Origin of the sequence: Leucobacter sp. UCD-THU (assembly GCF_000349545.1) — a bacterium.
GTDB classification, from domain to species: domain Bacteria; phylum Actinomycetota; class Actinomycetes; order Actinomycetales; family Microbacteriaceae; genus Leucobacter; species Leucobacter muris.
The window spans coordinates 218,476-241,153 of the sequence record NZ_KB714599.1; the positions used below are offsets into that span (position 1 = coordinate 218,476).

The following is a 22,678-nucleotide window of genomic DNA, read 5'->3' on the forward strand; positions in this document are numbered from 1 at the left end:
GCTGGAGCGGTGGAGCGGCGGTCGCCTCAGCGGGCTCCGGCGAGCTCCTGCCTCAGCGTGAGCGACGAGTCGATCAGGCGCTGCGTGTACGGGTGCTCGGGTGCGTTGTAGACGGTCTCGGTGTCGCCGGCCTCGACGATCTCGCCGGACTGCATGACGACGACCGAGTCGCAGAGATGTCGCACGACGCCGAGGTCGTGCGACACGAACACGAGCGTGAGTCCGTACTCCTCGACGAGGTCGGCGAGCAGGTTGAGCACCTGCGCGCGCACCGACACGTCGAGCGCGCTGACGGGCTCGTCGGCGACCACCACCTTCGGCCGGCAGATGAGCGCGCGGGCGATCGAGATGCGCTGGCGCTGACCGCCCGAGAACTGGTGCGGATAGCGCTCGGCGGAGTCGACCGGCAGCCCCACGGCCTCGAGCATCTCGGCGACCATGCGGGAGCGCTGCGCGGCGCTCTCGTCGCGGCCGCGCACGAGCAGCGGTTCGGAGATGATCTGCTCAACGGTCATGCGCGGGTCGAGCGAGCCCATCGGGTCCTGGAACACGATCTGCAGGTTCTGGCGCAGCTCGCGCAGCTGCGACTCGCGCGCACCCGAGACCTCGTTGCCCGCGACCACGGCGCTGCCCGATGTGGGCTGGTCGAGGCCCGCGAGGATGCGCAGCAGGGTCGACTTGCCGGATCCGGACTCGCCGACGACGCCCAGCCGGCCGCCCTCGGGCACCTCGAACGAGATGCCCTTGAGCGCGTGCACGAGGGGCGCCGGCTTGAGGAGGCTGGTGCGGCCGCGGGAGTAGGTACGCACGAGGTCGGTGACGCGGATCACCGGCTCGGCGTGGGCGGCCGCCGCGGGGTCGGTGCCGGTCGTGCCGGCCCCGGCCTCCAGGGTGTCGGCCGCCTCGGCGGCGGCCTGCGCCTCGCGCTCGACCAGTGCGGCCTCGGCGGCAGCGGCCTCGGCGGCGCGCTCCTCCTCGGGCGTCGGCGGCACGTACGACGCGGCGCTCGCGACGGTGAAGAGGCGCCCGTTCGCGTCGGTCGCCTCGAGATCCGAGGCCGCCAGCAGACCCCGCGTGTAGGGGTGCCGGGGCCGGGTGAACACCTGCTCGGTCGGCCCCTCCTCGACGATCTCGCCCTGGTTCATCACGAGCACGCGCGTGCACATGTTCGCGACCACCGCGAGGTCGTGCGTGATGAAGAGCAGGCCGGTGCCGCGCTCGCGCACGAGTTCGAGGATCAGGTCGAGCACCTGGCGCTGCACCGTGACGTCGAGGGCGGTGGTGGGCTCGTCGCAGAGCAACAGGCTCGGGTCGTTGGCGAGGGCCATCGCGAGCATCACCCGCTGGCGCTGGCCGCCCGACAGCTGATGCGGGTAGGCGCGCGCGGCCTCGGCGGGGTTCGGCAGCTTCACCGCGTCGAGCATCTCGATCGCGCGGCGGCGCGCCTCGGCCTTGCCCGACACGGTGCGGTGCTGCAGCATGATCTCGGCGACCTGGTCGCCGGCGCGCATGAGCGGGTTGAGCGCGGTGAGCGGCTCCTGGAAGACCATCGCGATGTCGTTGCCGCGGATCTTCATGAGCTCGGAGTCGCGCGTCTCGAGCAGGTTGCGCGGCGAGTCGCCGAACCGCACCGATCCCGTGGCGGTGACGCCGGAGGGCAGCAGGCCGAGCAGCGCGGTGGTGGTCATCGACTTGCCCGATCCGGACTCGCCGATGAGGCCGATGCGCTCGCCGCGCTGCATGTGCAGCGAGAAGTCGTGCACGAGCGTGCGCTCGCCGGCTGCGACCCGCAGGCGGTCGACGGTGAGCAGCGGCGCGCCGGCCGCCTCGGGGGTGGCGCTCATGAGCGGCCTCCGTTCAGCTTCGGATCGAATCGGTCGCGCAGGCCGTCGCCCAGCAGGTTGAAGCCCATCACCGCGATCGCGATGGCCACGCCGGGGAAGATCGCGAGCGAGGGGTGCGTGCCGAGGAACTGCTGCGACTCCTGCAGCATGCGCCCCCAGGAGGGCGTGGGCGGCGGGGTGCCGAGGCCGAGGAAGCTCAGGGCCGCCTCCGCGAGCACGGCGAGCGCGAACGCGACCGAGCACTGCACCACGACGATGCCGATGATGTTGGGGAGCACGTGGCGCACCGCGATCCGGAACCGCGACTGGCTCGCGGCGCGCGCCGCGAGCACGTACTCGGTGCTCATCACCTGGAGGGTGCCGGATCTTGCGACGCGCGCGAAGCCCGGGATCGTCGAGATGCCGATCGCGATCATCGCCGACACCGTCGACGGGCCGAACACCGCGCCGAACATGATCGCGAGCAGCAGCGCCGGGAAGGCGAGGGCGATGTCGGAGGTGCGCATGATGACCTCTTCGATCCAGCCGCCCCGGATGCCGGCGATGATGCCGAGCGGGGTGCCGATGAGCAGCGCGATGCCGACCGAGATGAGGCCGACGAAGAGGGTGATGCGGGCGCCCACGAGCATGCCCGAGAAGAGATCGCGGCCGTACTTGTCGGTGCCGAAGAGGTGGGCGAGGCTCGGCCCCTGCAGCCGGTCGGCGGGGTTCGCCTGCACGGGATCGTAGGGCGTCCACACGAACGACAGCAGCGCGGTGATCGCCACGACGCCCACGAGCACGAGGCCAGCGATGAGCGTGGGGGAGAGGCGACGGCGGCCGATGCGGCGGCGGGGCACGCGGGGAGCGGCGATCGCGCTCGTGCGCGGGGCCTGGCTGGAAGGGACGGGGTTCTGCGTGGTGTCCATGTCAGGAGCTCTTTCGCATGCGCGGGTCGACGATGGTGTAGATCACGTCGATGAGGAGGTTCATGAGCAGGGTGATCGCGACGAGCACCATCACGAGCGACTGCACGGTGAGCAGGTCGCGGTTGCCCACGGCGTCGAGCAGCATCGAGCCGAGGCCCGGGATCACGAAGACGCGTTCGATCACGACGGCGCCGATGATGAGCGCGGCGATCTGCACGCCGGTGACCGTGATGACGGGGATCGCCGCATTGCGCATGCCGTGCTTGAGCAGCGCGCCGGTCTTGCTGAGGCCCTTCGCGCGGGCGGTGCGCAGGTAGTCCTCGCTCATGATCTCGAGCACGGCGCTGCGCACGTAGCGGGTGAGGATCGCGCCCTGCACGGATGCGAGGGCGAGCACGGGGAGGAACAGCCGGCGCAGGAACTCGCCGAAGTCCTGGTTCGGCGGCGTCCAGCCGCCGGCGGGGAACCATCCGAGCTGGAGGGAGAAGACGATGACGAGCAGGATGCCCGCGAGGAAGCCGGGGATCGCGACGCCGATCTGCGACACGGCGCCGATCGCGATGCCCGAGAAGTCGCGGTGGCGCACGGCGGCGATGGTGCCGAGCGGGATCGCGACGAAGAGGGCGACCGCCATGGCGGTGAGCACGAGGATGAGGCTCACCTGCAGCCGGTCGATGACGAGCGGGCTGATGTCCTGGCGCGTGACGTAGGAGACCCCGAAGTCGCCGCGCAGCAGGCCGCCGACCCAGTCGAAGTACTGCACGGCGAGCGGCCGGTCGGTGCCGAACTGCTCGCGCATCTGGGCGAGCAGCTCGGGGCTGGCGTTGACGCCCAGCGCGACCTGCGCGGGATCGCCGGGAATGAGCCGCATGAAGAGGAAGACGACGACGGTCGCCACGAGGAACGTCACCGCGAAGCGGGCGAGGTTCACGAGTAGTCGTATGGCCATGGGGCTCCTTGTCGCAGCCCGGGTCGGCGGGCTCGGAACGGGGGTACGGGGCGGCCCCCGGTCGCAGCGCCTCGGAGCTGCGACCGGGGACCGGGTGTCGCTACTTCCAGGAGAGCTCGGTGAGGTCGAGCGCCTCGACGATCGCGTTCTCCGGCACGCCCTCGAGGCCCGCGGCGGTGATCACGATGTTCGGGAAGAGGAACAGCACGCCGCTCGCGGCGTCGTCGACGATCTGCTGCTGCACCTGCTGCATGCCCTCGATGTAGCCGGCCTCGTCTGCGGCGTCGGCCTCGGCAGCGATGGGCGCGATCTTCGAGTTGTCGTAGCCGATGTAGTAATCGGGGTTGTTGAAGACGGTGAGCAGGTCGCGCGCCTCGACAGCGAGCACCGTGGTCATCTGGTAGTTGTGGTTCGTGAACACGTCGTCGAGCCACACGGCGGGGAACTCGGACGACTCGATCTTGGCGTTGATGCCCACCTCGGCGAGCTGCGAGACCACGATCTCGGAGACGGCCTGCGCGTAGGGGCGGGTCGGCACCTTGAAGGTGATGTCGAGGTTCTCGGCGCCGGCCTCCGCGAGCAGATCCTTGGCCTTCTCGGGGTCGTACTCGTAGGCGTCGTTGAGATCGACGTAGTAGGGCTCGAGCGGGGTCACGTAGGTCGCGGTGAGCGAGCCGTAGCCGTTCCACGCCGTGTCGATGATCGCCTGGCGGTCGATCGCGTGCAGCACCGCCTGGCGCACGCGCACGTCGTCGAAGGGCGCGATGCGGTTGTTGAGCGAGAGCGAGATCTCGCCGCTCGACGTGCCCGAGACGACCTCGAACGCGGGATCCTCCTCGAAGGTGCTCACGAGCTCGGGGGCCTGCAGGTTGACGATCGCGTCGACGTCTCCGGTGCGCAGGGCGTTGGTGGTCGCGGTCGCGTCGGCGAGGTACTTCAGGGTGACCTGCTCGACACCGGGGGCGTCGCCCCAGTAGTCGTCGCGGGTGTCGAGCACGAGGCTCTCGCCCTGGGTCCAGGAGGAGACCTCGTAGGGGCCGGTGCCGACGGGGGCGTTCGCCAGGTCGTCGACGCCGGTGGGGGTGAAGATCGCACCGATGGGGGTGGCGATGTCGAACAGCCAGGCGTTGGAGGGCTGGTTCAGGTGCACGGCAACCTCGGTGTCGGAGAGCGCCTCGACGCTCTCGACGACGTCCATCTTGCCCTTGAGAGTGGTGGTCCAGTCGGTCTTGACGCGGTCGAAGCTGAACTTCACGTCTTCGGCGGTGAAGGGCTCGCCGTTCGAGAAGGTGACGCCCTCGTGCAGCTTGAAGGTGTAGGTCTTGCGGTCGTCGCTGAGGCTCCAATCCTCGGCGAGCAGCGGGACGATCTCGCCCTCCTGGTTGATCTCGACCAGGCCCTCGTAGACGTTCGACATGAGCGCCTGCGGGATCGCCGCGCCGGCGGTGGTGGTGAAGTCGAGGTTGACGGGTGCGGCGGTGAGCGCGACGGTGGCCGAGGTGCGTTCGGCGGTGTCGCCCGCGCCGGTGCTGCCGCCGGAGCCGGCCGAGCAGCCCGCGAGCACGAGCGCCGTGGCCGTGGCGAGTGCCGCGGTGAGGATGAGTGGTGTCTTGCGTCGCATCTTTGCTTCCTGTCGCAGGGAGTGCCGACCGGGTCGGCGTATCGGGCATGTGGCGTCGGGGCGTGATACCTGCCCCAGGCCATTGTCGTCGGTGTGCGAGGAGCCATCGAACAGGGATGCCGTCGATCACGCTCTCAGCACTGAGAGACAAGCAACAGGATAGATGGTAAGGCCACTTGGTGCAACAGAGCCGGCGCATAGGCCGGGAACGGGAAACCCCGCCTGCCCGGCCCGCGCCGGGCACTAGACTGAAGGCGCCTCTGCCAGCCGACGCGCCCCAAGGAGCCTCAGCGTTGACCTCCTCGCACAGCTTCACCGCCGCCTCGCCGGTCTACACCTACCAGCGGATCGTCGAGCAGATCGAGCACGCGATCCTCTCGGGCGAGTTCCCCGTGGGATCCCAGCTGCCGAGCGAGCGCGACCTCATGGGGCAGTTCGGGGTGAGCCGCCCGACCGTGCGCGAGGCGCTGCGCGTGCTGCAGAGCATGGGCCTGCTCGAACCCCGGCCCGGCACCCGCGGCGGTCCCGTCGTGCTGGCCCCGTCGCCCGACACGCTCGGACGCTCGTTCCGCACGATGCTCGGCACCGCCTCCCTCGACCTCGCCGAGCTACTGCAGTACCGCATCATCCTCGACGGATCCGCGAGCGAGCTCGCCGCGATCCGGCACACCGACGCCGAGCTCGAGCTCATGCGAGAGGCCATCGATCGCATGCGCGACGCGGCCGACGCCGACGCCCCCGACTTCGCCGACGCCGACCTCGCGTTCCACGAGCGCGTGTGGGAGGCGAGCGGCAATCAGATCCTCGCGCTCAGCGGACACGCCGTGTGGGGCGCGCTGCGCGGCCTGCTGCAGCGCGACGCCGAGCGCAGCCCGGGCGACAACAGCGTGAAGCTCGAATCGGTGCGCATCGACTCCGGGCTCTTCGAGGCGATCGAGCGCCGCGACGCTGCGGAGGCCGGGCGGATCGCCCGCACCGCGCTCGCCGACCGCTTCAGCTCCATGCTGAGCGAAGCCGACCAGCAGTCACTCGAGCGGTTCCTCGGGCGCGCCTAGGCCGCGCTCAGCGCCGGGCGATCCGGCGCCCCGCGCGCATCGCGAGCAGCGCGCAGCCGCACGCGACGAGGATCGCGAAGCCCAGCACCGCCGGCGCGAGCCCGACGCCGCGGGCGGCGAGGCCGAGCCCCAGCACCGGCAGCGCGCTGCCGAGGTAGGTGACGGCGTAGACCAGGTTGACGGTCGACGCGTGACGCGACTGGGGCACCGCGGCGACCGCCGCGCCGAACGCCGCCTGGAACGCGATGCCCTGGCCCGCTCCGGCGAGCAGGCTGCCCGCGACGAAGAGCGCCGGCGCCGAGGCGGTCGGAGCCGAGCCCAGGGCGAGCATGCCGGCCGCGAAGAGCGAGAGCCCGAGCGGGGCGCGCCACGCACCGCGCAGGGGGAGCAGCTGCATCGTCGCCGATGCCAGCAGCACGAGCGAGGCGAGCAGGCCGAGCAGCGGCAGCGAGTCTGTCGCCAGCATCTCGGAGAGCAGCGACGGGGCGAGCGAGAGGCACAGTCCGAAGAGCGCGAAGCTCGCGAAGCCGACGACGGCAGCGAAGCGGATCGCCGAGTTCGCGTCGGTGCGGGTCTCGGCTGCGGGGTCGGGCTCCGCGGCGCGCATCTCGGCGGAGGCCGCGGCGATGCGCGCCCCCGCCTCCTGGCGGCATTCCCGGTGCGGGGCGATCAGCAGGATCGCGGGCGCCAGCACCAGCAGCAGCATCGACCAGCCGATGAACGGCGCGACGGTCTCGATCCCGAGCAGCGAGAGCAGCCCGCCCAGGATCGGCCCGGCGGCGACACCGCCCGAGGTGGCGAGCAGGGTGAGGCGCCCGCTGAGATCGGAGCGCCCCGCCAGCAGCACGCGCAGGGCGCTCGAACCCGTGCCGGTCGCCGCGGCGATCGCGAGGCCCTGCACGGCCCGCGCGGCGCAGAACCACGCGAGGGTGGGGGCGAACGCGAGAGCGAGGGTGGCCGTCGCCGTCGCCGCGAGCGCGCAGACCAGCACGGTGCGGCGGTTGAGCACGTCGCTCAGGCGGCGGAAGAGCAGCAGCCCCGCGAGCAGGCTCAGCACGTAGCTCGAGAACGCGATCGTCACGCCGAAGCTGTCGATGCCGAGCCGCCGCTCGATGAGCGGGTAGAGCGGGGTCGCCAGGTTCGCCGCGGCGAGCAGGCTGAAGAGGGTGAGGGCGGTCAGCGTCGCGCGCAGCCTCGGTCGATGGAGCGCGATGCCGGGTGGGGTCGCACCGGCGGCCTCGGTTTCCGGGGAGGTGAGGGCGGGGGTGGTGCTCACGTGCGTGTTCGCTTTCGGTTCTGCAGCGGGGGTGGTGCTGCGATTCGATCCGCGAGCGCGGGGTGCTGCGCTCGCGGTGCCGGGTCGGTGCGCTGACCGCGCCCTGCGAGCCAGTACAGCGGTATGCGACGAATCGCGCAAGCGAATCTGGTCCCATTGATCAATATGGTCAATAATGAATGGATTAGACAGGCAGAAAGTGGGCAATGTGAACGGGATCGACGCGACAGACCGACGCATCCTGACCCTGCTCGACGAAGACGGCCGCATGCCGACCGCCATGATCGCCATGCGTCTCGGCCTCGCGCGCGGCACCGTGCAGACACGACTCGAGAGGCTTCGCGAGTCGGGGGCGCTGCGGCTGCACAGCGCGCGCATCGCACCGGCCGCGCTCGGCCGCCCCGTCGGAGCGAGCGTGCAGGTCGAGCTCGACCAGCACCAGATCGGTGAGGCCGTCGAAGCGCTCGCGAACATCCCCGAGGTGCTCGAGTGCTTCGCGCCGGCCGGCAGCACCGACCTGCTGCTGCGCGTGGTGGCGAAGGACCCCGACGACCTCTACCGGGTGAGCGAGGAGATCCGCCTCTGCCCCGGCATCAACCGCACATCGACCAGCCTCTTCCTGCGCGAGGTCATCCCGTACCGGGTCACCGCGCTGCTCGCGGCGGGGGAGTGAGCGAGGGCGATCGGGGAAGCCGGATCCCGATCCCGAACAAGACCCCGGTGTGCCCCGACCCCGTCTCCGCTCTCGGCCAGCGCCCCGCGGAGGCCGCTCGATAGCATGGCCGGGTGAGTGAGAACGCGAGCACGACGAGCACGACAAGCACGATGAGCGCGACCGAGGATCGCGAGGCCCGCCACGCGCGGCTCTCCGAACGCTACCTGCCCGATGAGCTGCTGCACCGCTTCCGCGAACGCGCCGCCGTCACCGATCGGGAGAACGGCTTCTGCGACGACGATCTCGCCGAGCTGCGCGAGCGCGGCTACCTCGAGCTGTTCGTGCCCGAGGAGTACGGCGGGCCGGGCCTCACGCTGCCCGACGTGTCGCGCTTGCAGCAGCGGCTCGCCACCGCAGCCCCCGCCACCGCGCTCGCCGTCAACATGCACCTCATGTGCACGGGGGTGGTGCATGCCATGTTCGCGCGCGGCGACCGCTCGCTCGGGCGGGTCTTCGAGGAGGCGAAGGCGGGCGAGATCTTCGCGTTCGGCATCAGCGAGCCGTCGAACGACTGGGTGCTGCAGGGCTCGGCCACCCGCGCCGAACCCGACGGCGCGGGCGGCTACCGCCTGACGGGCGTCAAGATCTTCACCTCGCTCTCTCCCGTCTGGACGAGGCTCATCGTGCATGGGCTCGACGAGAGCGACCCCGAGCAGCCCACCCTCGTCTTCGGCTTCCTCGAGCGCGACGGCGGGGGCGTCACGGTCTCCGAGCGATGGGACGTGCTCGGCATGCGCGCCTCGCACAGCCGCGCGACCGCGCTCGACCGTGCGCCGATGCCCGCGGATCGCGTGGCGCGCCGCATCCCCGCCGGCGATCACCCCGACCTGCTCACCTTCGCGATCGCGAGCAACTTCCAGCTGCTCGTCGCCTCGGTCTACACGGGCCTCGCGAGGCGCGCCCTCGACGTCGCCGCCGACGGGCTGCGGCAGCGCCGATCCGCCCGCCGCGACACGAGCCTCGCCGAGGTGCCCGAGCACCGCACCCGACTCGCCGATGCGCACCTCGAGTTCCTCGCGGTGCCGGCGCAGCTCGATGCCGTGACTCGGGATCTCGACGAGCTCATCGACCACGGCGCCGGCTGGCCCCTGCACCTCGTGAGCACGCGCATCAACGCCGGCAACGCCGCCCGCCGCTGCGCCGAGACCGCGCTGATCTGCTGCGGCGGAGCCGGCTTCGACGGCGAGCACGAGGCGAGCCGCCTCTACCGCGACGCGGCGGCCGGCATCTTCCATCCGCCCGGCGTCGACGCCGCCCGACCCATGTTCGCGGCGGCCCTGCTCGACGACTGAGCCGTGCGTCGGATATCGGCGGTGCGGGCCGGCCGCGGTGCGCTCGAGGAACGGGAGTGTTACCGTTGGCTGGGATCACACAGTCCGAAGACGGGTCAGGGGATATGGCGAAGAAGAACTCGGGGGCGCTGAGGCGCGCCATCGGTGTGCTCGGCAGCTGCGTGCTCGCCGCCGGACTGCTCGTCGGAGGGCAGGCGGCGGCGGCGCCCGCTCACGCACTCGACCTCCCCACCTGGGACGACGTGCAGCGGGCGAAGCAGAACGAGGCGAGCGCGAGCAAGAAGGTCACCGAGATCGAGGGGCTCCTCGCCGCGAGCGAGCAGGAGCTCGACCGCCTGCGCAACCTCGCCTCCGTGGCCATGGCCGAGTTGAACACCGCCGAGGAGAACCTCTCGCGCGCCACCGAGAAGCTGCAGAACCTCGAGCGCCAGGCCGAGGAGAGCCGCAAGGAGGCCGAGGAGGCCGCGGATCGCGCCGGCGTGATCGTCGCGCAGATGTACCGCTCGGGCGGCGTCGACCGCAGCATGGAGCTCTTCCTCGACTCCGACGGCAGCACCACCGATGCGCTGCTCGAGCGCATGGCCTCGATGTCGAAGGCCACCGAGCGCAACACGCAGCTCTCAGAGCAGGCCGAGCAGGCCGCGAACACCGCCGACGCGCTGAGCCAGCAGGCTGAGAGCGCCCGCGCCGAGCGCGAGGTGCTGCGGCAGGAGTACGCGGCGAAGCAGCAGGCCGCCGCCGAGGCCGCCGCCTCTCAGGAGGAGCGCGTGCGCGCTCAGGAGGCCCAGCAGCGCGAGCTGCAGCTGCAGCTCGAAGCGCTGAAGGACGAGACGACCACCACGGTCACCGGGTACCGCGAGCGCCTGCGTATCGAGGAGGAGCAGCGCATCGCCGCCGAGCGGGAGCGCCAGCGGCAGGCCGCCGAAGCCGCCGAGGCGCTGCGCCGCGCCCAGGAGGCCGCCAACAGCGGCGGCGGTGGCGGCGGAGGCGGTGGAGGCGGCGGTGTGATCGCGCCCCCGCCACCCGCCACCAGCAACGGCTGGGTGCTGCCCACCTCGGGCTACTACGTCTCCGAGGGCTTCCGATCGCCGGGCCGATGGAACCACACCGGCATCGACCTCGCCACGGCCTGCTGGACCCCGATCGTGGCGGCCCAGGCCGGCACCGTCACCATGGCCTACTGGGATCCGGGCGGGGGCGGCAACATGGTCAACATCAACCACCCCAACGGCTGGCAGACCCGCTACGCCCACATGGTGCAGTGGGCGAGCGTGAGCGGCGGCCAGTGGGTCAACGCCGGCCAGACCATCGGCTTCGTCGGCACCACCGGCGCCAGCACCGGCTGCCACCTGCACTTCGAGATGCGCCCCAACCAGGACGGCGGCTGGTACGACTTCGTCAACCCGGCGTTCTACATCGCGTTCTAGCGCGCGGGCGGAACTCACACGGGGAGGGGCTCGGGATCGCAGGATCCCGGGCCCCTCTCTCGTGTCGAGACGGCGACCCGGGGCAGAGACGCCGAGGGGGCTCGGGATCCATGATCCCGAGCCCCCTCGGCCACGCGCGCGGCTCGTGCCCCGCCGCGCTCAGCCTCAGTGCTCGTTCGCGAGGCGCTGCTGCGCGCGCGGCTCGTTCCTCGCCGAGCTGAGCCTCAGTGCTCGTCTGCGAGGCGCTGCTGCGCCTCGGTGATGAGCTGTTCGGCGTCGGCGGCCGAGCCCCAGGCGTCGACCTTCACCCACTTGCCCTCTTCGAGGTCCTTGTAGCGCTCGAAGAAGTGCTGGATCTCCTTGCGGGTGTACTCGGGGATGTCGTCGACGTCCTGGATGTGCGACCAGCGCGGATCCTTGTACTGCACCGCGATGACCTTGTCGTCGCCGCCGGCCTCGTCGCTCATGTGCAGCACGCCGACCGGGCGCACCTTGATGCCCACGCCGGGGAACACGGGGTAGTCGAGCAGCACGAGCACGTCGAGCGGATCGCCGTCCTCGCCGAGCGTCTCCTCGAAGAAGCCGTAGTCGGTCGGGTAGACGAAGTTCGTGTAGAGCACGCGGTCGAGGTAGACGCGACCGGTCTCGTGATCGACCTCGTACTTGTTGCGGCTCCCCTTCGGGATCTCGATGACGGCGTCGAATGCTGCGGCCATGCGCTCCTCCGTTGCTTTCTGTCGCGTGAGGCGGGGCGTCCCGGCCTCGGTGTGTGTTGCCGGTCTCAGGGTACCCGATCGCCGAGGCTCGCCGCCGCGGTAGCGTGGGGGCATGGTGCAGCGGGCGGTTCTCGAGACCAGGGCGGCGGTGCGGCGCGCGCTCGCAGCCTGGTCGACGGCGCTCGCAACCGGAGCGACGGCGCGGTCGGAGCGCGCGGCGGCCGGCGAGGGGGCCGGATCCGCGCCGCTCGTGCTGGTCGCGCTCTCGGGCGGGGCCGACTCGTTGGCGCTCGCCGCCGCGACCGCGTACGAGGCCGAGCGCGCGGGCCTGCGAGCCGGCGCAGTGGTGGTGGATCACGCGCTGCAGCAGGGGTCGGCGCTCGTCGCGGCCCGCGCCGCAGAGCAGGCCGAGCGGCTGGGCCTCGCGCCGGTGATCGTGGATCGGGTGCGCGTCGGCGAGGGGCGGGGCGACGGGCCAGAGGCAGCGGCGCGCGCCGCCCGGTACGCAGCCTTCGCCCGGGCGGCCGAGCGCAGCGGTGCCGCCGCGATCCTCACCGCGCACACCCGCGACGACCAGTCCGAGCAGGTGCTGCTCGCGCTCGCGCGGGGGTCTGGGCTTCGCAGCCTCGCGGGCATCCCTCCCCGGCGCGAGCTCGCGTTCGACGGCCGCCCGGCTGCCGGGGGCGGTGCGCCCGGCCGCGAGGCCCGGGACGGCCGGTCCGACGGAGGCGGTCGACCCGGCGAGATTGACTCGTCCCAGGATCCCGGCGTCGCGATCCTGCGCCCGTTCCTCACCGCGCCGCCCGAGATCACGCGCGCCACGACCGAGGCCGCCTGCGCCGAGGCCGGCCTCGAGCCGTGGCGGGATCCGCACAATCGCGACGCCGCCTTCTCCCGCGTGCGCGTGCGCGAGCGGGTGCTGCCCGTGCTCGTGCGCGAGCTCGGCCCCGGCGTGCCCGCCGCGCTCGCACGCAGCGCCGACCTCGCCCGAGAGGACGCCGACGCCCTCGACGCCATCGCCGAAGGGATCGCGGCCGTGGCGCTCGCGGGGATATCAGACGAGGGGGAGGGGGCGGCCGGAACGCCCGCGGTCGCGGGTCGCGCCTCCCCGCCCCGCGCCGGGGTGGCGGTTGAAGCCCTCGCCGCGCTGCCGGCTGCGCTGCTCGGGCGGGTGATCCGCGTGATCGCGGCACGTCGCTTCGGCGCGCACCTGAGCCGCGAGCACACCTCCGCGATTGCCGCGCTCGTCACCGATTGGCGCGGGCAGGGGCCGGTCTACGTGCCCGGCGTGCGGGTCTCGCGAGCGGCCGGACGGCTCGAGTTCTCGCATCAGACGGGCTCTCCGCGGGCGCCCCGCTGATCCGCGCCCGCCCTGACCCGCCCTTCCACCCCACCCGTTCTTCGGAGCTCTCCGCTCTTTCGGACGGAAACCCCGCAGCTCCTCCGAAATGCGGCCGAAGACCGAGAGAACGGTGGGCAGGTAGGGCGCGGTACCCGTCCGACCGCGGCATGGTCCGAGCGCACGCGAGGCCGGACGAGAACGCGGGAGGTGCGCGGACCGGTCGAACGGGCGAAACGGGGCGGGGCGATCCGGCACCGGCCCGAGCAGTGGAAGAATAGTCGCATGGACGCGAAACAGCTGGGGGACGACCTCACCGTCGTACTGCACACCGAAGCCGAACTGAACACCCGCCTCGCCGAGATGGCGCGCGAGATCGAAGCCGACTACCGCGACGAGCCCCCGCTGCTGGTCGGCGTGCTCAAGGGCGCCGTCATGGTGATGGCCGACCTCGCGCGCGAGCTGCGCTTCCACGCGCAGATGGACTGGATGGCGGTCTCGTCGTACGGCGCCGGCACGAAGTCGAGCGGCGTGGTGAAGATCCTCAAGGATCTCGACAGCGACATCACCGACCGCGATGTGCTGATCGTCGAGGACATCATCGACTCGGGGCTCACCCTCTCGTGGCTCAAGGAGAACCTCGAGAGCCGCGGCGCGAAGTCGGTGCGCATCTGCACCATGCTGCGCAAGCCCGAGGCGCTCAAGATCGAGGTCGACGTGGCCTACGTGGGCTTCGACATCCCCGTCGAGTTCGTGGTGGGCTACGGCCTCGACTACGCCGAGAACTACCGCAACCTGCGCGACGTGGCCGTGCTCGCGCCGCACGTCTACAGCTGAGCGCTGCGCCCTGAGCGGACAAGCGCCCCGGCGCAGCCCGATGTCAGGGGTATTGGCTACGCTTACGCTTGCACCTGCGACCCGCAACGCCCGTCTCGAAAGGCCCTGACTTGCCAGAGAAACCGACGAAGAGCACGTCGAAGAGCCGCAAGCTCTTCCGCGGCCCGCTGCTGTACCTGATCGTCGCGCCGCTCATCGTGCTGCTCGGCTGGTCGCTGCTGTCGGGCGGCGACACCCGCGAGGTCACCACCGAGCGCGGCCTCGAGATGATCACCAAGGGGCAGGTCAAGCAGGCCGAGATCATCGACGGCGACCAGCGGGTCAACCTCTCGCTCGAGAAGGCCGACAAGAAGGCCGGCACCGACAAGGTCTTCTTCTACTACGTCTCCCAGCGCGGCGAGGCCGTGGTCGAGACCGTCAACGAGGCCGACCTCGCAGATGGCTTCACCGACAAGGTGCCGCAGCCCAATCCGCTGTGGTCGCTGCTCGGCTTCCTGCTGCCGCTGCTGCTCATCGGCCTGCTGATCTGGTGGATGCTCTCGTCCATGCAGGGCGGCGGCCGCGGGGTCATGCAGTTCGGCAAGAACAAGGCCAAACTCGTGTCGAAGGACATGCCGCAGGTCACCTTCGCCGACGTCGCGGGCGCCGACGAGGCGGTCGAAGAGCTGCACGAGATCAAAGACTTCCTGCAAGACGCGTCGCGGTTCCAGGCCGTGGGCGCCCGCATCCCCAAGGGTGTGCTGCTCTACGGCCCTCCCGGCACCGGCAAGACGCTGCTCGCGCGCGCGGTCGCCGGCGAGGCCGGCGTGCCCTTCTACTCGATCTCCGGCTCCGACTTCGTCGAGATGTTCGTGGGCGTCGGCGCGAGCCGTGTGCGCGATCTCTTCAAGGAGGCCAAGGCCAACGCTCCGGCCATCATCTTCGTCGACGAGATCGACGCGGTCGGCCAGCGCCGGGGCCAGGGCATGGGCGGCGGGCACGACGAGCGCGAGCAGACGCTCAACCAGCTGCTCGTCGAGATGGACGGCTTCGACCCCAAGACCAACGTGATCATGATCGCGGCGACCAACCGCCCCGACATGCTCGACCCGGCCCTGCTGCGCCCGGGCCGTTTCGACCGCCAGATCGGCGTCGACGCCCCCGACATGCCGGGCCGCCTCAAGATCCTGCAGGTGCACGCGAAGGGCAAGCCGCTCTCGAAGAACGTCGACCTCGAGGTCGTCGCGCGCAAGACCCCGGGCTTCTCGGGCGCCGACCTGGCGAACGTGCTCAATGAGGCCGCGCTGCTGACCGCGCGCTCGAACGCGCAGCTGATCGATAACCGGGCCCTCGACGAGGCGATCGACCGCGTGATCGCGGGCCCGCAGCGGCGCACCCGGGTGATGAAGGATCGCGAGAAGCTCATCACCGCGTACCACGAGGGCGGCCACGCGCTCGTCGCGGCCGGCCTCAACCACACCGACCCGGTCACGAAGATCACCATCCTGCCGCGCGGCCGCGCCCTCGGCTACACGATGGTGATCCCGCTCGAAGACAAGTACTCGGTGTCGCGCAACGAGCTGCAGGACCAGCTCGCCTACGCGCTCGGCGGGCGCGTGGCCGAGGAGCTCGTGTTCCACGACCCCACCACCGGCGCGGGCAACGACATCGAGAAGGCCACCGGCACCGCCCGCAAGATGGTCACCGACTACGGCATGTCGGCCTCGGTCGGCCCAGTGAAGCTGGGCCAGGCTCAGCCGGGCGCCTTCCTCGGCGAGTTCGGCCAGAGCCGCGACTACTCCGAGGGGGTCGCGGTCTCGATCGACGCCGAAGTGCGCGCGCTGCTCGAGCAAGCCCACAACGAGGCCTACGAGATCCTCGTGACCAACCGCGACACTCTCGACGCCCTCGCCCGCGAGCTGCTCGAGAAGGAGACGCTCGACCACGTGCAGATCGCCGAGATCTTCCGCGACGTGCAGAAGCTGCCCGAGCGGCCCACCTGGCTGTCGAACGATCGGCGCCCGGTCTCGGACCGCCCGCCCATCGAGGTTCCCGTCGCGGTGCGCACCGACAACCGCCACCCCGGCGACCACGGCCCCAGCGTGGAGACACCCGACGGCGCCGAGCCGACCTCTCCCGGTGCCGAGGGCGCCGATCGCGCCGACGCCGCACCGAGCTCGTCGGCAGCGGATGCCTCGGGCTCCGACCGGCCTTCCGACGCCGGCCCGGCTTCCGACCACCGCGCCGACGAGACGGCGAGCTCGGCCGTTCCCGGCGACCCGCAGACGCAGCCCGGCGGCGAGCCGCTCGCACCCGGCGAGACGAGCCGTCCGCCCCGCAACCTCGGCGTGCGAGGCCCGTCAGACGACGACCGCGACGACACCCGGTAGCGCATGGCTGAGTCGGTCGACCGTGAACGCATCGCCGCGGCGGTGCGCGAGCTGCTGAGCGCGATCGGATCCGATCCCGACAGCGTCGAGCTCGCGAGCACTCCGTCGCGGGTCGCCGACGCCTACGCGGAGTTCTTCGCGGGCGTAGGCCAGGATCCGGTGCAGCACCTCGCCGATGCCGTGCCGGTGGGCGAGCGCACCGGAGAACTCGTGATGCTGCGCGACATCGAGCTGCGCTCCGTGTGCGAGCACCACCTGCTGCCCTTCCGCGGGCGCGCCCACATCGCCTACCGCCCCGGCAGCCGCATCGTCGGGCTCAGCGCGCTTCCCAAAGTGGTCGACACGCTCGCCGCCCGACCCCAGGTGCAGGAGCGCCTGGGCCAGCAGATCGTCGACGCACTCGAGGCCGGGCTCGCCCCCGAGGGAGTGCTCGTGGTGCTCGAGGCGAGCCACGGCTGCGTTGCCGACCGGGGCGTGCGCCAGACCGAGGCCGTGACGGTGACCGTCGCCTCGAGCGGCGTGCTCGCCGCACCCGAGGCGCGCAGCGAGGCGATGGCCCTGATCGGAGGGGCGGGCGCACGGCACGGCGAGGGAGGGCGGCGATGAGCGCCCCCACCCTCGTGATGGGCGTGCTCAACGTCACCCCCGACTCCTTCAGCGACGGCGGCCGCTTCGCCGCCGCCGAGACCGCCATCGCGCGCGGCCGCGAACTCTTCTCCCAGGGGGCGGTCATCGTCGACATCGGCGGCGAATCGACCAGGCCCGGCGCGACCCCCGTGCCGGTCGACGAGGAGCAGCGGCGCGTGCTGCCGGTCATCCGCGCCCTTGCAACCGCGGGCCTCGAGACCTCGATCGACACGATCCACGCCGCGACGGCCCGGGCGGCCGTGGCCGCCGGAGCCAGCAGCATCAACGACGTCTCCGGCGGCGCCCACGACCCCGCCATGCTCGACGCCGCCGCGCTCGCCTCGGCCGAGCACGGTGCACGGTTCATCATCGGACACTGGCGCGGCATCCCCGATCCCGCGCACCAGCGCTCCGACTACGCCGACGTGGTCGCCGAGGTGCGCGACGCGCTCGCCGTCCGAGCCGAAGCCGCGATCGCGGCGGGCGTCGACCGCGGGCGCATCGTGCTCGATCCCGGCCTCGGCTTCGACAAGACGGGCGAGCAGTGCTGGCGCCTGCTCGCGAACCTTGACCAGCTGACCGCGCTCGGCCACCCGGTGCTGATCGGCGCCTCGCGCAAGCGGATGATCGCCGAGGCGCTCGCCCGATCCGGTGTCGAAGCCGACCCGGCCGCCCGCGACCTCGCGACCTCGGTCGTGACGGCCCTCGCCGCACGCTCGGGCGCGTGGGGAGTGCGCGTGCACGACGTGGCAGGCAGTGTCCAGGCACTTGCAGTGGCCGGGGCCTGGGAGGCCGCTCGGCCTGGCTCTCGACCCAGCTTTCGATCCAGCTTTCGACCTGGATTCGAAACGTCGCCTGCCGTCGATATGGGATCTGCCCAAGATATGGCGGATCCGCGGGAGAACGGCATATCGACGGCAGATCCCATATCGACGGCAGGCCACATACCGGCGGGTGCGTCGGGTCCGACGGGTGGATCGGGCGACCGCATCGTGCTCACCGGGCTCGAGGTCTATGCGCACCACGGAGTCTTCGACTTCGAGCGGCGGCGGGGCCAGCGCTTCGTCATCGACGCCGAGGTCGAGGTCGATCTGCGGGACGCGGCGGCCGGCGACGCCCTCGACCGCACCGTGCACTACGGCGAACTCGCAGAGGCGATCGCGGCGGCGGTCGAGCGCGATCCCGTCGACCTCATCGAGACCGTCGCCGAACGAGTTGCCGCCGTCGCCCTCGGATTCGAGGGAGTGCGCAGCGCGACCGTGACCGTGCACAAGCCCGACGCCCCGATCGCGGCGACCTTCGCCGACGTCTCGGTGACGGTGGTGCGCCCGTGATCGCGCAGATCGTGCCCGTGCTCTTCGCCTTCGGCGCCAATCTGGGCGACCGCGGCGAGACGATCCGGGCCGCGCAGCGCGAACTCGCCGAGACCGAGGGCATTCGCGATCTGCGGGCCTCTCCGCTGCGCGACACGATCGCCCTCACCACGCGCGGCCCAGATCCCGACGCCCCCCGCTATCTCAACGGCGTCGCGATCGCCGAAACCGCACTGCCGCCGCACGCCCTGCTCGACATCGTGCAGCGCATCGAGGCGCAGCACGGCCGCGTGCGCGACGAGCGCTGGGGCGACCGCACCCTCGACATCGACCTGATCCTCTACGGCGGACGCGTGATCTCGGACGAGCGGCTCACGGTGCCCCACCCGCGAGCCCACGAGCGCGACTTCGTGCTCGCCCCCTGGCTCGACCTCGACCCCGGCGCGGTGCTGATGGGGCACGGCCGCGTCGCCGACCTGTTGGCACGTATCGGCGACACCACGAGGCCCCTCGTCGAACCGGATCCCGAAACGGATCTCGAAACGGGTTCCGCCGACCGCCCGCGAGCCGGAGGCGCCCATGCCGAGGGGTGAGCGCAGCAACCCGGCGGTGCTGGCCGCCGCCGCCGCGATGGGCGCGGCGGCGGGGCTGCTCGTGCAGTTCGTGCTGTCGAACCGTGGCCACGCGCCTCTGGTGCCGCCGCTCTCGCTGCCGCTGACCCTCGTGCTCGTCGCCGCGGTGCTGCTCGTGTTCGCGCTCCGGCTGCGGCGCGCGCTCAAGCGTGGGCCCGGCGCCGTCAACCCCTTCCAGGCGGTGCGCCTGCTGGTCGCCTCGCGGGCCGCGCAGCTCGTCGGCGGGATGCTCGGCGGCTTCGGGGGAGGCCTCGCGCTCTCGCTGCTCGGGCGCAGCGTGCCCGCGCCGACCGCCACGTGGCTGCCGATGCTGCTGACGCTCGCCGCGGGCGCGGTCCTCACCGGCTGCGCGCTCTTCGCCGAGCACTGCTGCCGCGTGCCGCCCGGAGACGACGATGCCGATCCCGACACCGCCGATCCCGCGCCGGGTCGCGGCCCCGCCGACCAGACGGCGTTCCGCGGCTGAGGCCGTGGCGCCGAGGCCGCGGCGTTGAAGCCGCAGCCCTGGGGCCGCGGAGCAGAGACCGCAATGCCGAGGCGAGGGTACCGCCGCCGCGGGCGACGCCCGCGCGACCCCCCCCGTCCCTTCGCGACCGCGGGGCGCCCCTATCGATGTCGGAGGCGACCTCTACACTTGAGGGCGTGAACGACGAACAGCGAATCAGCAGCGAACCGCAGTGGCCGAACGGCGACGTCGAGTGGCAGCGGGTCTCGCCCTCCTACGCCTGGGCCGACCTCGCGCTCAACATGCTGTGGGTGCTCGCCGCGGTCGCGGTGTTCGTCGTGCTGCTCGTGCTGCCGGGCGAGAACGCGCCCCTGCCGGTGCTCATCATCCTGCCGATCGTGATCGTGCTGCTGCTCGTCACCGCGCTGCTGGCCTTCCGCCGAGTGCGCGCGATCGGCTACATCCTGCGAGAAGACGATCTGCTGTTCCGCAGGGGCATCATGTTCGAGCGGGTGATCGCGGTGCCGTACGGGCGCCTGCAGATGGTCGACGTCACGCGCGGGCCACTGCTGCGCGCGCTCGGCCTGGCCACCCTCAAGTTCGTCACGGCGTCGGCCGCGACCGGCGTCAACCTGCCCGGCCTGCGCTTCGAAGACGCCGAGGCGCTGCGCGATCGTCTGGTCGAGCTCGCCGAGACCCGGAGGTCGGGGCTGTGACCGACCGGCACGACGCCGAGGGCACGCCCCCTCCCGTGACGGTGCCGGGGGATGCCGTGCTGCCAGGCACCGCCGACGCCGAGGGGTGGCGCCGCCTGCACCCCTTCTCCCCGCTGCTGCGGGGCGGGCTGGTGCTGATCGTGATCGCGGGCATCGTGCTCGCCAACTTCCGAGACCGCTTCGTCGAGCTGTTCTTCGCCGACCAGGTCTGGAGGGGCCGCGACGGCGTCGAGATCGACGTCTCCTCCGAGGGTGACGTAGTCGCCCTCTACGAGTACCTGGCAGAGGAGGGGCTGCTGCTGCTCGTGCTGGGCGGCATCCTCGGCGTCATCCTGCTGATCGTGCTGTTCTCGTGGATCGCCTGGCGGTTCCACACGTACCGCATCGGCGCCGAGGCGGTGGAGGAGCAGAGCGGCGTGCTCTTCCGCAAGCACCGGCGCGCGCCGCTCGACCGCATCCAGAGCGTCAACCTGCAGCGTCCGCTGCTCGCCCGCGCCCTCGGCCTCACCAAGATCGAGGTGCTCACCGGCGGCCAGGGCGGCAAGGTCGAGCTGGCCTACCTGAGCCACCGCGACGCGAAGACGGTGCGCGAGCAGATCCTGCGCCTCGCCGCGGCGAAGCGCGGCGGAGCCGCCGTGCGCCTGCCGGGCGAGGGCCACTCCGACCCGCACGCCATCGTCGGCCCCGCTCCGGTCGGCCCCGACGGCTACGTCTACGACGCTCCGAGCAGCGGCCTCACCGCCCGGGCCCAAGACTTCGTCGACGTCGACGTCGACCCCGAGGCGCTCGCGGCGCAGACCCTGGTCAAGGTGCCCGTCGGCAGGCTCGTTGGCAGCATCGCGCTGAGCTGGGAGGCGGTGATCACGCTCATCATCATCGTCGGGGTGGTGGTGGGCGGGGCCGTGCTCGAGCCGGCGCTGATCCTCGGTGTCATCCCCCTGCTCATCGTGATGGCGAGCATCATGTTCGGGCAGTTCAACAAGGGCTTCAACTTCACCCTCTCGCGCTCGGCCGACGCGGCGCGCACGGGTGCGGGCCTCACGTCGACCGTCACCGAGACGATCCCCTTCGGGCGCATTCACGCCATCGAGGCCAGGCAGCCGCTGCTGTGGCGGCCGTTCGGCTGGTGGAAGGTGCGCATCACCACCGCGGGGCACTCGCTCTCGCAGGGCGGCCAGAACGCGATGCAGAACGTGGTGCTGCCCGTCGGCCGGGAGCCCGACGTGCTGCGCGTCATCGAGACGCTGCTGCCCGGGGTGGGCGACGAGCAGCACGAGATCGCCGAACTGCGCAACGGGCTGTCGGGCGCCGCCGACGGCTACCTGGGGGCGGGGCCGCGCGGAGCCGCGGTGCTGCTGTGGGGCCGTTCGCGCGCGGGCGTGCGGATCGCGGATGCCGAGCATGCCGAGGCCACGCTGCGCATCCGACGCGGCGCGCTCACCCGCTCCTTCGCCGTGATGCCGGTGCTGCGAGCGCAGTCGGTGCAGTTGCGCAGGCCGCTGCTGCATCGCTTCCTGGGGCTCGCCTCGCTGCAGGCGCACACCGTGCTCGGCCCGGTGCGCGTCGAGCTGCGCGGCCTCGAGCTCGGCGTGGCGCGGCGCACCTTCGACGAGCTCGCCGCGACCGTGCTGCGGGTGCAGAGCGCCGAGGCCGAGCAGCGCGCCCGGGGCCGTGCGGCGCCCGGGGTCGAGTGCGCGGCCGAGACGGTGCCCGACACGCAGCATGCCACCCGGGCTGAGGGTGAGCGGGCCGGGGCCCTCGAGACGGACCCCGGCGCGCACGCCGATCGCACCGCACCGGCCGCGATCCCCGAGCAGGTCGACGGTGCCGCCGAGGGCCCCGCCGCCGCACCCGATGAGCAGAACGGGGAGCACCGGGCGTGAGCGCGGGACAGCAGGCCTCGCGGCTCGGCGTCGGGGTGGTCGGCGCGGGGCGGGTAGGTCCCGTGCTGGCTCGCGCCCTCGCCGGCGCCGGTCACGCGATCACCGGCATCTCGGCGATCAGCGAGCAGAGCCGCGAGCGCGCCGAGACCATGCTGCCGGGGGTGCCGGTGCTCGAGGTGGCCGAGGTCGTGCGCCGATCCGAGCTCGTGCTGTTCGCGATCCCGGGATCCGAGCTGCCCGACCTCGTGAGCGGCCTCGCCGCCACCGGGGCCTGGCAGCCCGGCCAACTCGTGGTCCACACGGCGCCCGAGCACGGCTACGGGGTGTTCGCGCCGGCGCTCGCCGCCGGGGCGATCCCGCTCGCCCTGCACCCCGCGGTCGTCTTCACTGGCACGAGCCTCGACCTCACGCGGCTCGCGGGCGCGACCGTGGCGGTGACGGCGCCCGCCCCGGTGCTGCCGATCGGGCAGGCGCTCGCGGTCGAGATGGGGGCCGAGCCCGTGATCGTCAGCGAGCAGGATCGGCCCGCGTACGCCGAGGCTCTCGACGCGGCCGCCGAGTTCTCGCGCGCGGTCGTGCGCCAGGCGACCGACGCGCTGCGCGCCATCGGCGTCGAAGAGCCCGACCGCACGGTGGGCGGGGTGGTGCGCGCCGCGATCGAGGAGGAGCTGCGGGTCTCAGCCGGCGAGCCGGGGCCGGATCTCGCCCCCTGAC

20 protein-coding genes are annotated in these 22,678 nt (G+C 72.0%); 14 read left to right on the forward strand and 6 right to left on the reverse strand.

Features of this window, described 5'->3' with window-relative positions:
• Positions 1–26: 26 nt before the first annotated feature.
• From H490_RS18580 to H490_RS18595, 4 genes are all read right to left on the reverse strand, one after another.
• Complete coding sequence (locus H490_RS18580; RefSeq protein ID WP_017882909.1) at positions 27–1,844, reverse strand: ABC transporter ATP-binding protein; 1,818 nt, start codon at positions 1,842–1,844, stop codon at positions 27–29.
• Positions 1,841–2,752 (reverse strand): ABC transporter permease, encoded by a 912-nt coding sequence (locus tag H490_RS18585; RefSeq protein ID WP_017882910.1) that lies wholly within the window; start codon positions 2,750–2,752, stop codon positions 1,841–1,843. Before H490_RS18585 ends, H490_RS18580 begins: the two co-directional genes overlap by 4 nt.
• 1 nt (position 2,753) lies before the next feature.
• Entirely contained in the window at positions 2,754–3,701 is a 948-nt protein-coding gene (locus H490_RS18590; RefSeq protein WP_031289599.1) for an ABC transporter permease, read from the reverse strand.
• A gap of 100 nt (positions 3,702–3,801) precedes the next feature.
• Entirely contained in the window at positions 3,802–5,322 is a 1,521-nt protein-coding gene (locus H490_RS18595) for an ABC transporter substrate-binding protein (protein ID WP_017882912.1), read from the reverse strand.
• 293 nt (positions 5,323–5,615) lie between these two features.
• On the opposite strand from H490_RS18595, the gene H490_RS18600 reads away from it, so the two are divergent.
• Complete coding sequence (locus H490_RS18600; protein ID WP_017882913.1) at positions 5,616–6,377, forward strand: FadR/GntR family transcriptional regulator; 762 nt, start codon at positions 5,616–5,618, stop codon at positions 6,375–6,377.
• A 7-nt stretch (positions 6,378–6,384) separates the two neighbouring features.
• Here H490_RS18600 and H490_RS18605 read toward each other — a convergent pair whose 3' ends face one another.
• Positions 6,385–7,653, reverse strand: coding sequence for an MFS transporter (locus H490_RS18605; RefSeq protein ID WP_017882914.1), 1,269 nt, complete (start codon positions 7,651–7,653; stop codon positions 6,385–6,387).
• A 208-nt stretch (positions 7,654–7,861) separates the two neighbouring features.
• Between H490_RS18605 and H490_RS18610 the strand changes: the two genes are divergently transcribed.
• The 3 genes from H490_RS18610 to H490_RS18620 all read left to right on the forward strand — a co-directional run bounded on the left by H490_RS18610 (position 7,862) and on the right by H490_RS18620 (position 11,087).
• Complete coding sequence (locus H490_RS18610; RefSeq protein ID WP_017882915.1) at positions 7,862–8,326, forward strand: Lrp/AsnC family transcriptional regulator; 465 nt, start codon at positions 7,862–7,864, stop codon at positions 8,324–8,326.
• A 152-nt stretch (positions 8,327–8,478) separates the two neighbouring features.
• Positions 8,479–9,660, forward strand: a complete 1,182-nt coding sequence (locus H490_RS18615; RefSeq protein WP_031289602.1) for an acyl-CoA dehydrogenase family protein — start codon at positions 8,479–8,481, stop codon at positions 9,658–9,660.
• Between the two features lie 104 nt (positions 9,661–9,764).
• A complete protein-coding gene (locus H490_RS18620) occupies positions 9,765–11,087 on the forward strand; it encodes a peptidoglycan DD-metalloendopeptidase family protein (RefSeq protein ID WP_017882917.1) in 1,323 nt (440 codons plus the stop codon).
• Between the two features lie 224 nt (positions 11,088–11,311).
• Here the strand turns inward: H490_RS18620 and ppa are convergent, their stop codons facing one another.
• Positions 11,312–11,803, reverse strand: coding sequence for an inorganic diphosphatase (gene ppa, locus H490_RS18625; RefSeq protein WP_017882918.1), 492 nt, complete (start codon positions 11,801–11,803; stop codon positions 11,312–11,314).
• Positions 11,804–11,915: 112 nt separating this feature from the next.
• Between ppa and tilS the strand changes: the two genes are divergently transcribed.
• The 10 genes from tilS to H490_RS18675 all read left to right on the forward strand — a co-directional run bounded on the left by tilS (position 11,916) and on the right by H490_RS18675 (position 22,677).
• Positions 11,916–13,163 (forward strand): tRNA lysidine(34) synthetase TilS, encoded by a 1,248-nt coding sequence (tilS, locus tag H490_RS18630; RefSeq protein WP_017882919.1) that lies wholly within the window; start codon positions 11,916–11,918, stop codon positions 13,161–13,163.
• Between the two features lie 264 nt (positions 13,164–13,427).
• Complete coding sequence (gene hpt, locus H490_RS18635) at positions 13,428–13,979, forward strand: hypoxanthine phosphoribosyltransferase (protein WP_017882920.1); 552 nt, start codon at positions 13,428–13,430, stop codon at positions 13,977–13,979.
• A 110-nt stretch (positions 13,980–14,089) separates the two neighbouring features.
• Positions 14,090–16,348 carry an ATP-dependent zinc metalloprotease FtsH gene (gene ftsH, locus H490_RS18640; protein WP_017882921.1) on the forward strand — a complete coding sequence of 753 codons (2,259 nt, stop codon included), beginning with the start codon at positions 14,090–14,092 and terminating at the stop codon, positions 16,346–16,348.
• 3 nt (positions 16,349–16,351) lie between these two features.
• The gene (folE, locus tag H490_RS18645; RefSeq protein ID WP_017882922.1) at positions 16,352–16,954 is read left to right on the forward strand and encodes a GTP cyclohydrolase I; all 603 of its coding nucleotides are present in this window, start codon (positions 16,352–16,354) and stop codon (positions 16,952–16,954) included.
• On the forward strand, positions 16,951–18,309 hold the full coding sequence (gene folP / locus H490_RS30965; RefSeq protein WP_017882923.1) for a dihydropteroate synthase: 1,359 nt from the start codon (positions 16,951–16,953) through the stop codon (positions 18,307–18,309). The genes folE and folP overlap by 4 nt, the downstream gene beginning before the upstream one ends.
• Positions 18,306–18,881 carry a 2-amino-4-hydroxy-6-hydroxymethyldihydropteridine diphosphokinase gene (gene folK / locus H490_RS18655; RefSeq protein ID WP_017882924.1) on the forward strand — a complete coding sequence of 192 codons (576 nt, stop codon included), beginning with the start codon at positions 18,306–18,308 and terminating at the stop codon, positions 18,879–18,881. The genes folP and folK overlap by 4 nt, the downstream gene beginning before the upstream one ends.
• The gene (locus tag H490_RS18660; protein ID WP_017882925.1) at positions 18,868–19,386 is read left to right on the forward strand and encodes a DUF3180 family protein; all 519 of its coding nucleotides are present in this window, start codon (positions 18,868–18,870) and stop codon (positions 19,384–19,386) included. Before folK ends, H490_RS18660 begins: the two co-directional genes overlap by 14 nt.
• A 176-nt stretch (positions 19,387–19,562) precedes the next feature.
• The gene (locus H490_RS18665) at positions 19,563–20,081 is read left to right on the forward strand and encodes a PH domain-containing protein (RefSeq protein ID WP_017882926.1); all 519 of its coding nucleotides are present in this window, start codon (positions 19,563–19,565) and stop codon (positions 20,079–20,081) included.
• Complete coding sequence (locus H490_RS18670; RefSeq protein WP_017882927.1) at positions 20,078–21,964, forward strand: PH domain-containing protein; 1,887 nt, start codon at positions 20,078–20,080, stop codon at positions 21,962–21,964. Before H490_RS18665 ends, H490_RS18670 begins: the two co-directional genes overlap by 4 nt.
• Complete coding sequence (locus H490_RS18675; protein WP_017882928.1) at positions 21,961–22,677, forward strand: DUF2520 domain-containing protein; 717 nt, start codon at positions 21,961–21,963, stop codon at positions 22,675–22,677. The genes H490_RS18670 and H490_RS18675 overlap by 4 nt, the downstream gene beginning before the upstream one ends.
• Position 22,678: the final 1 nt, after the last annotated feature.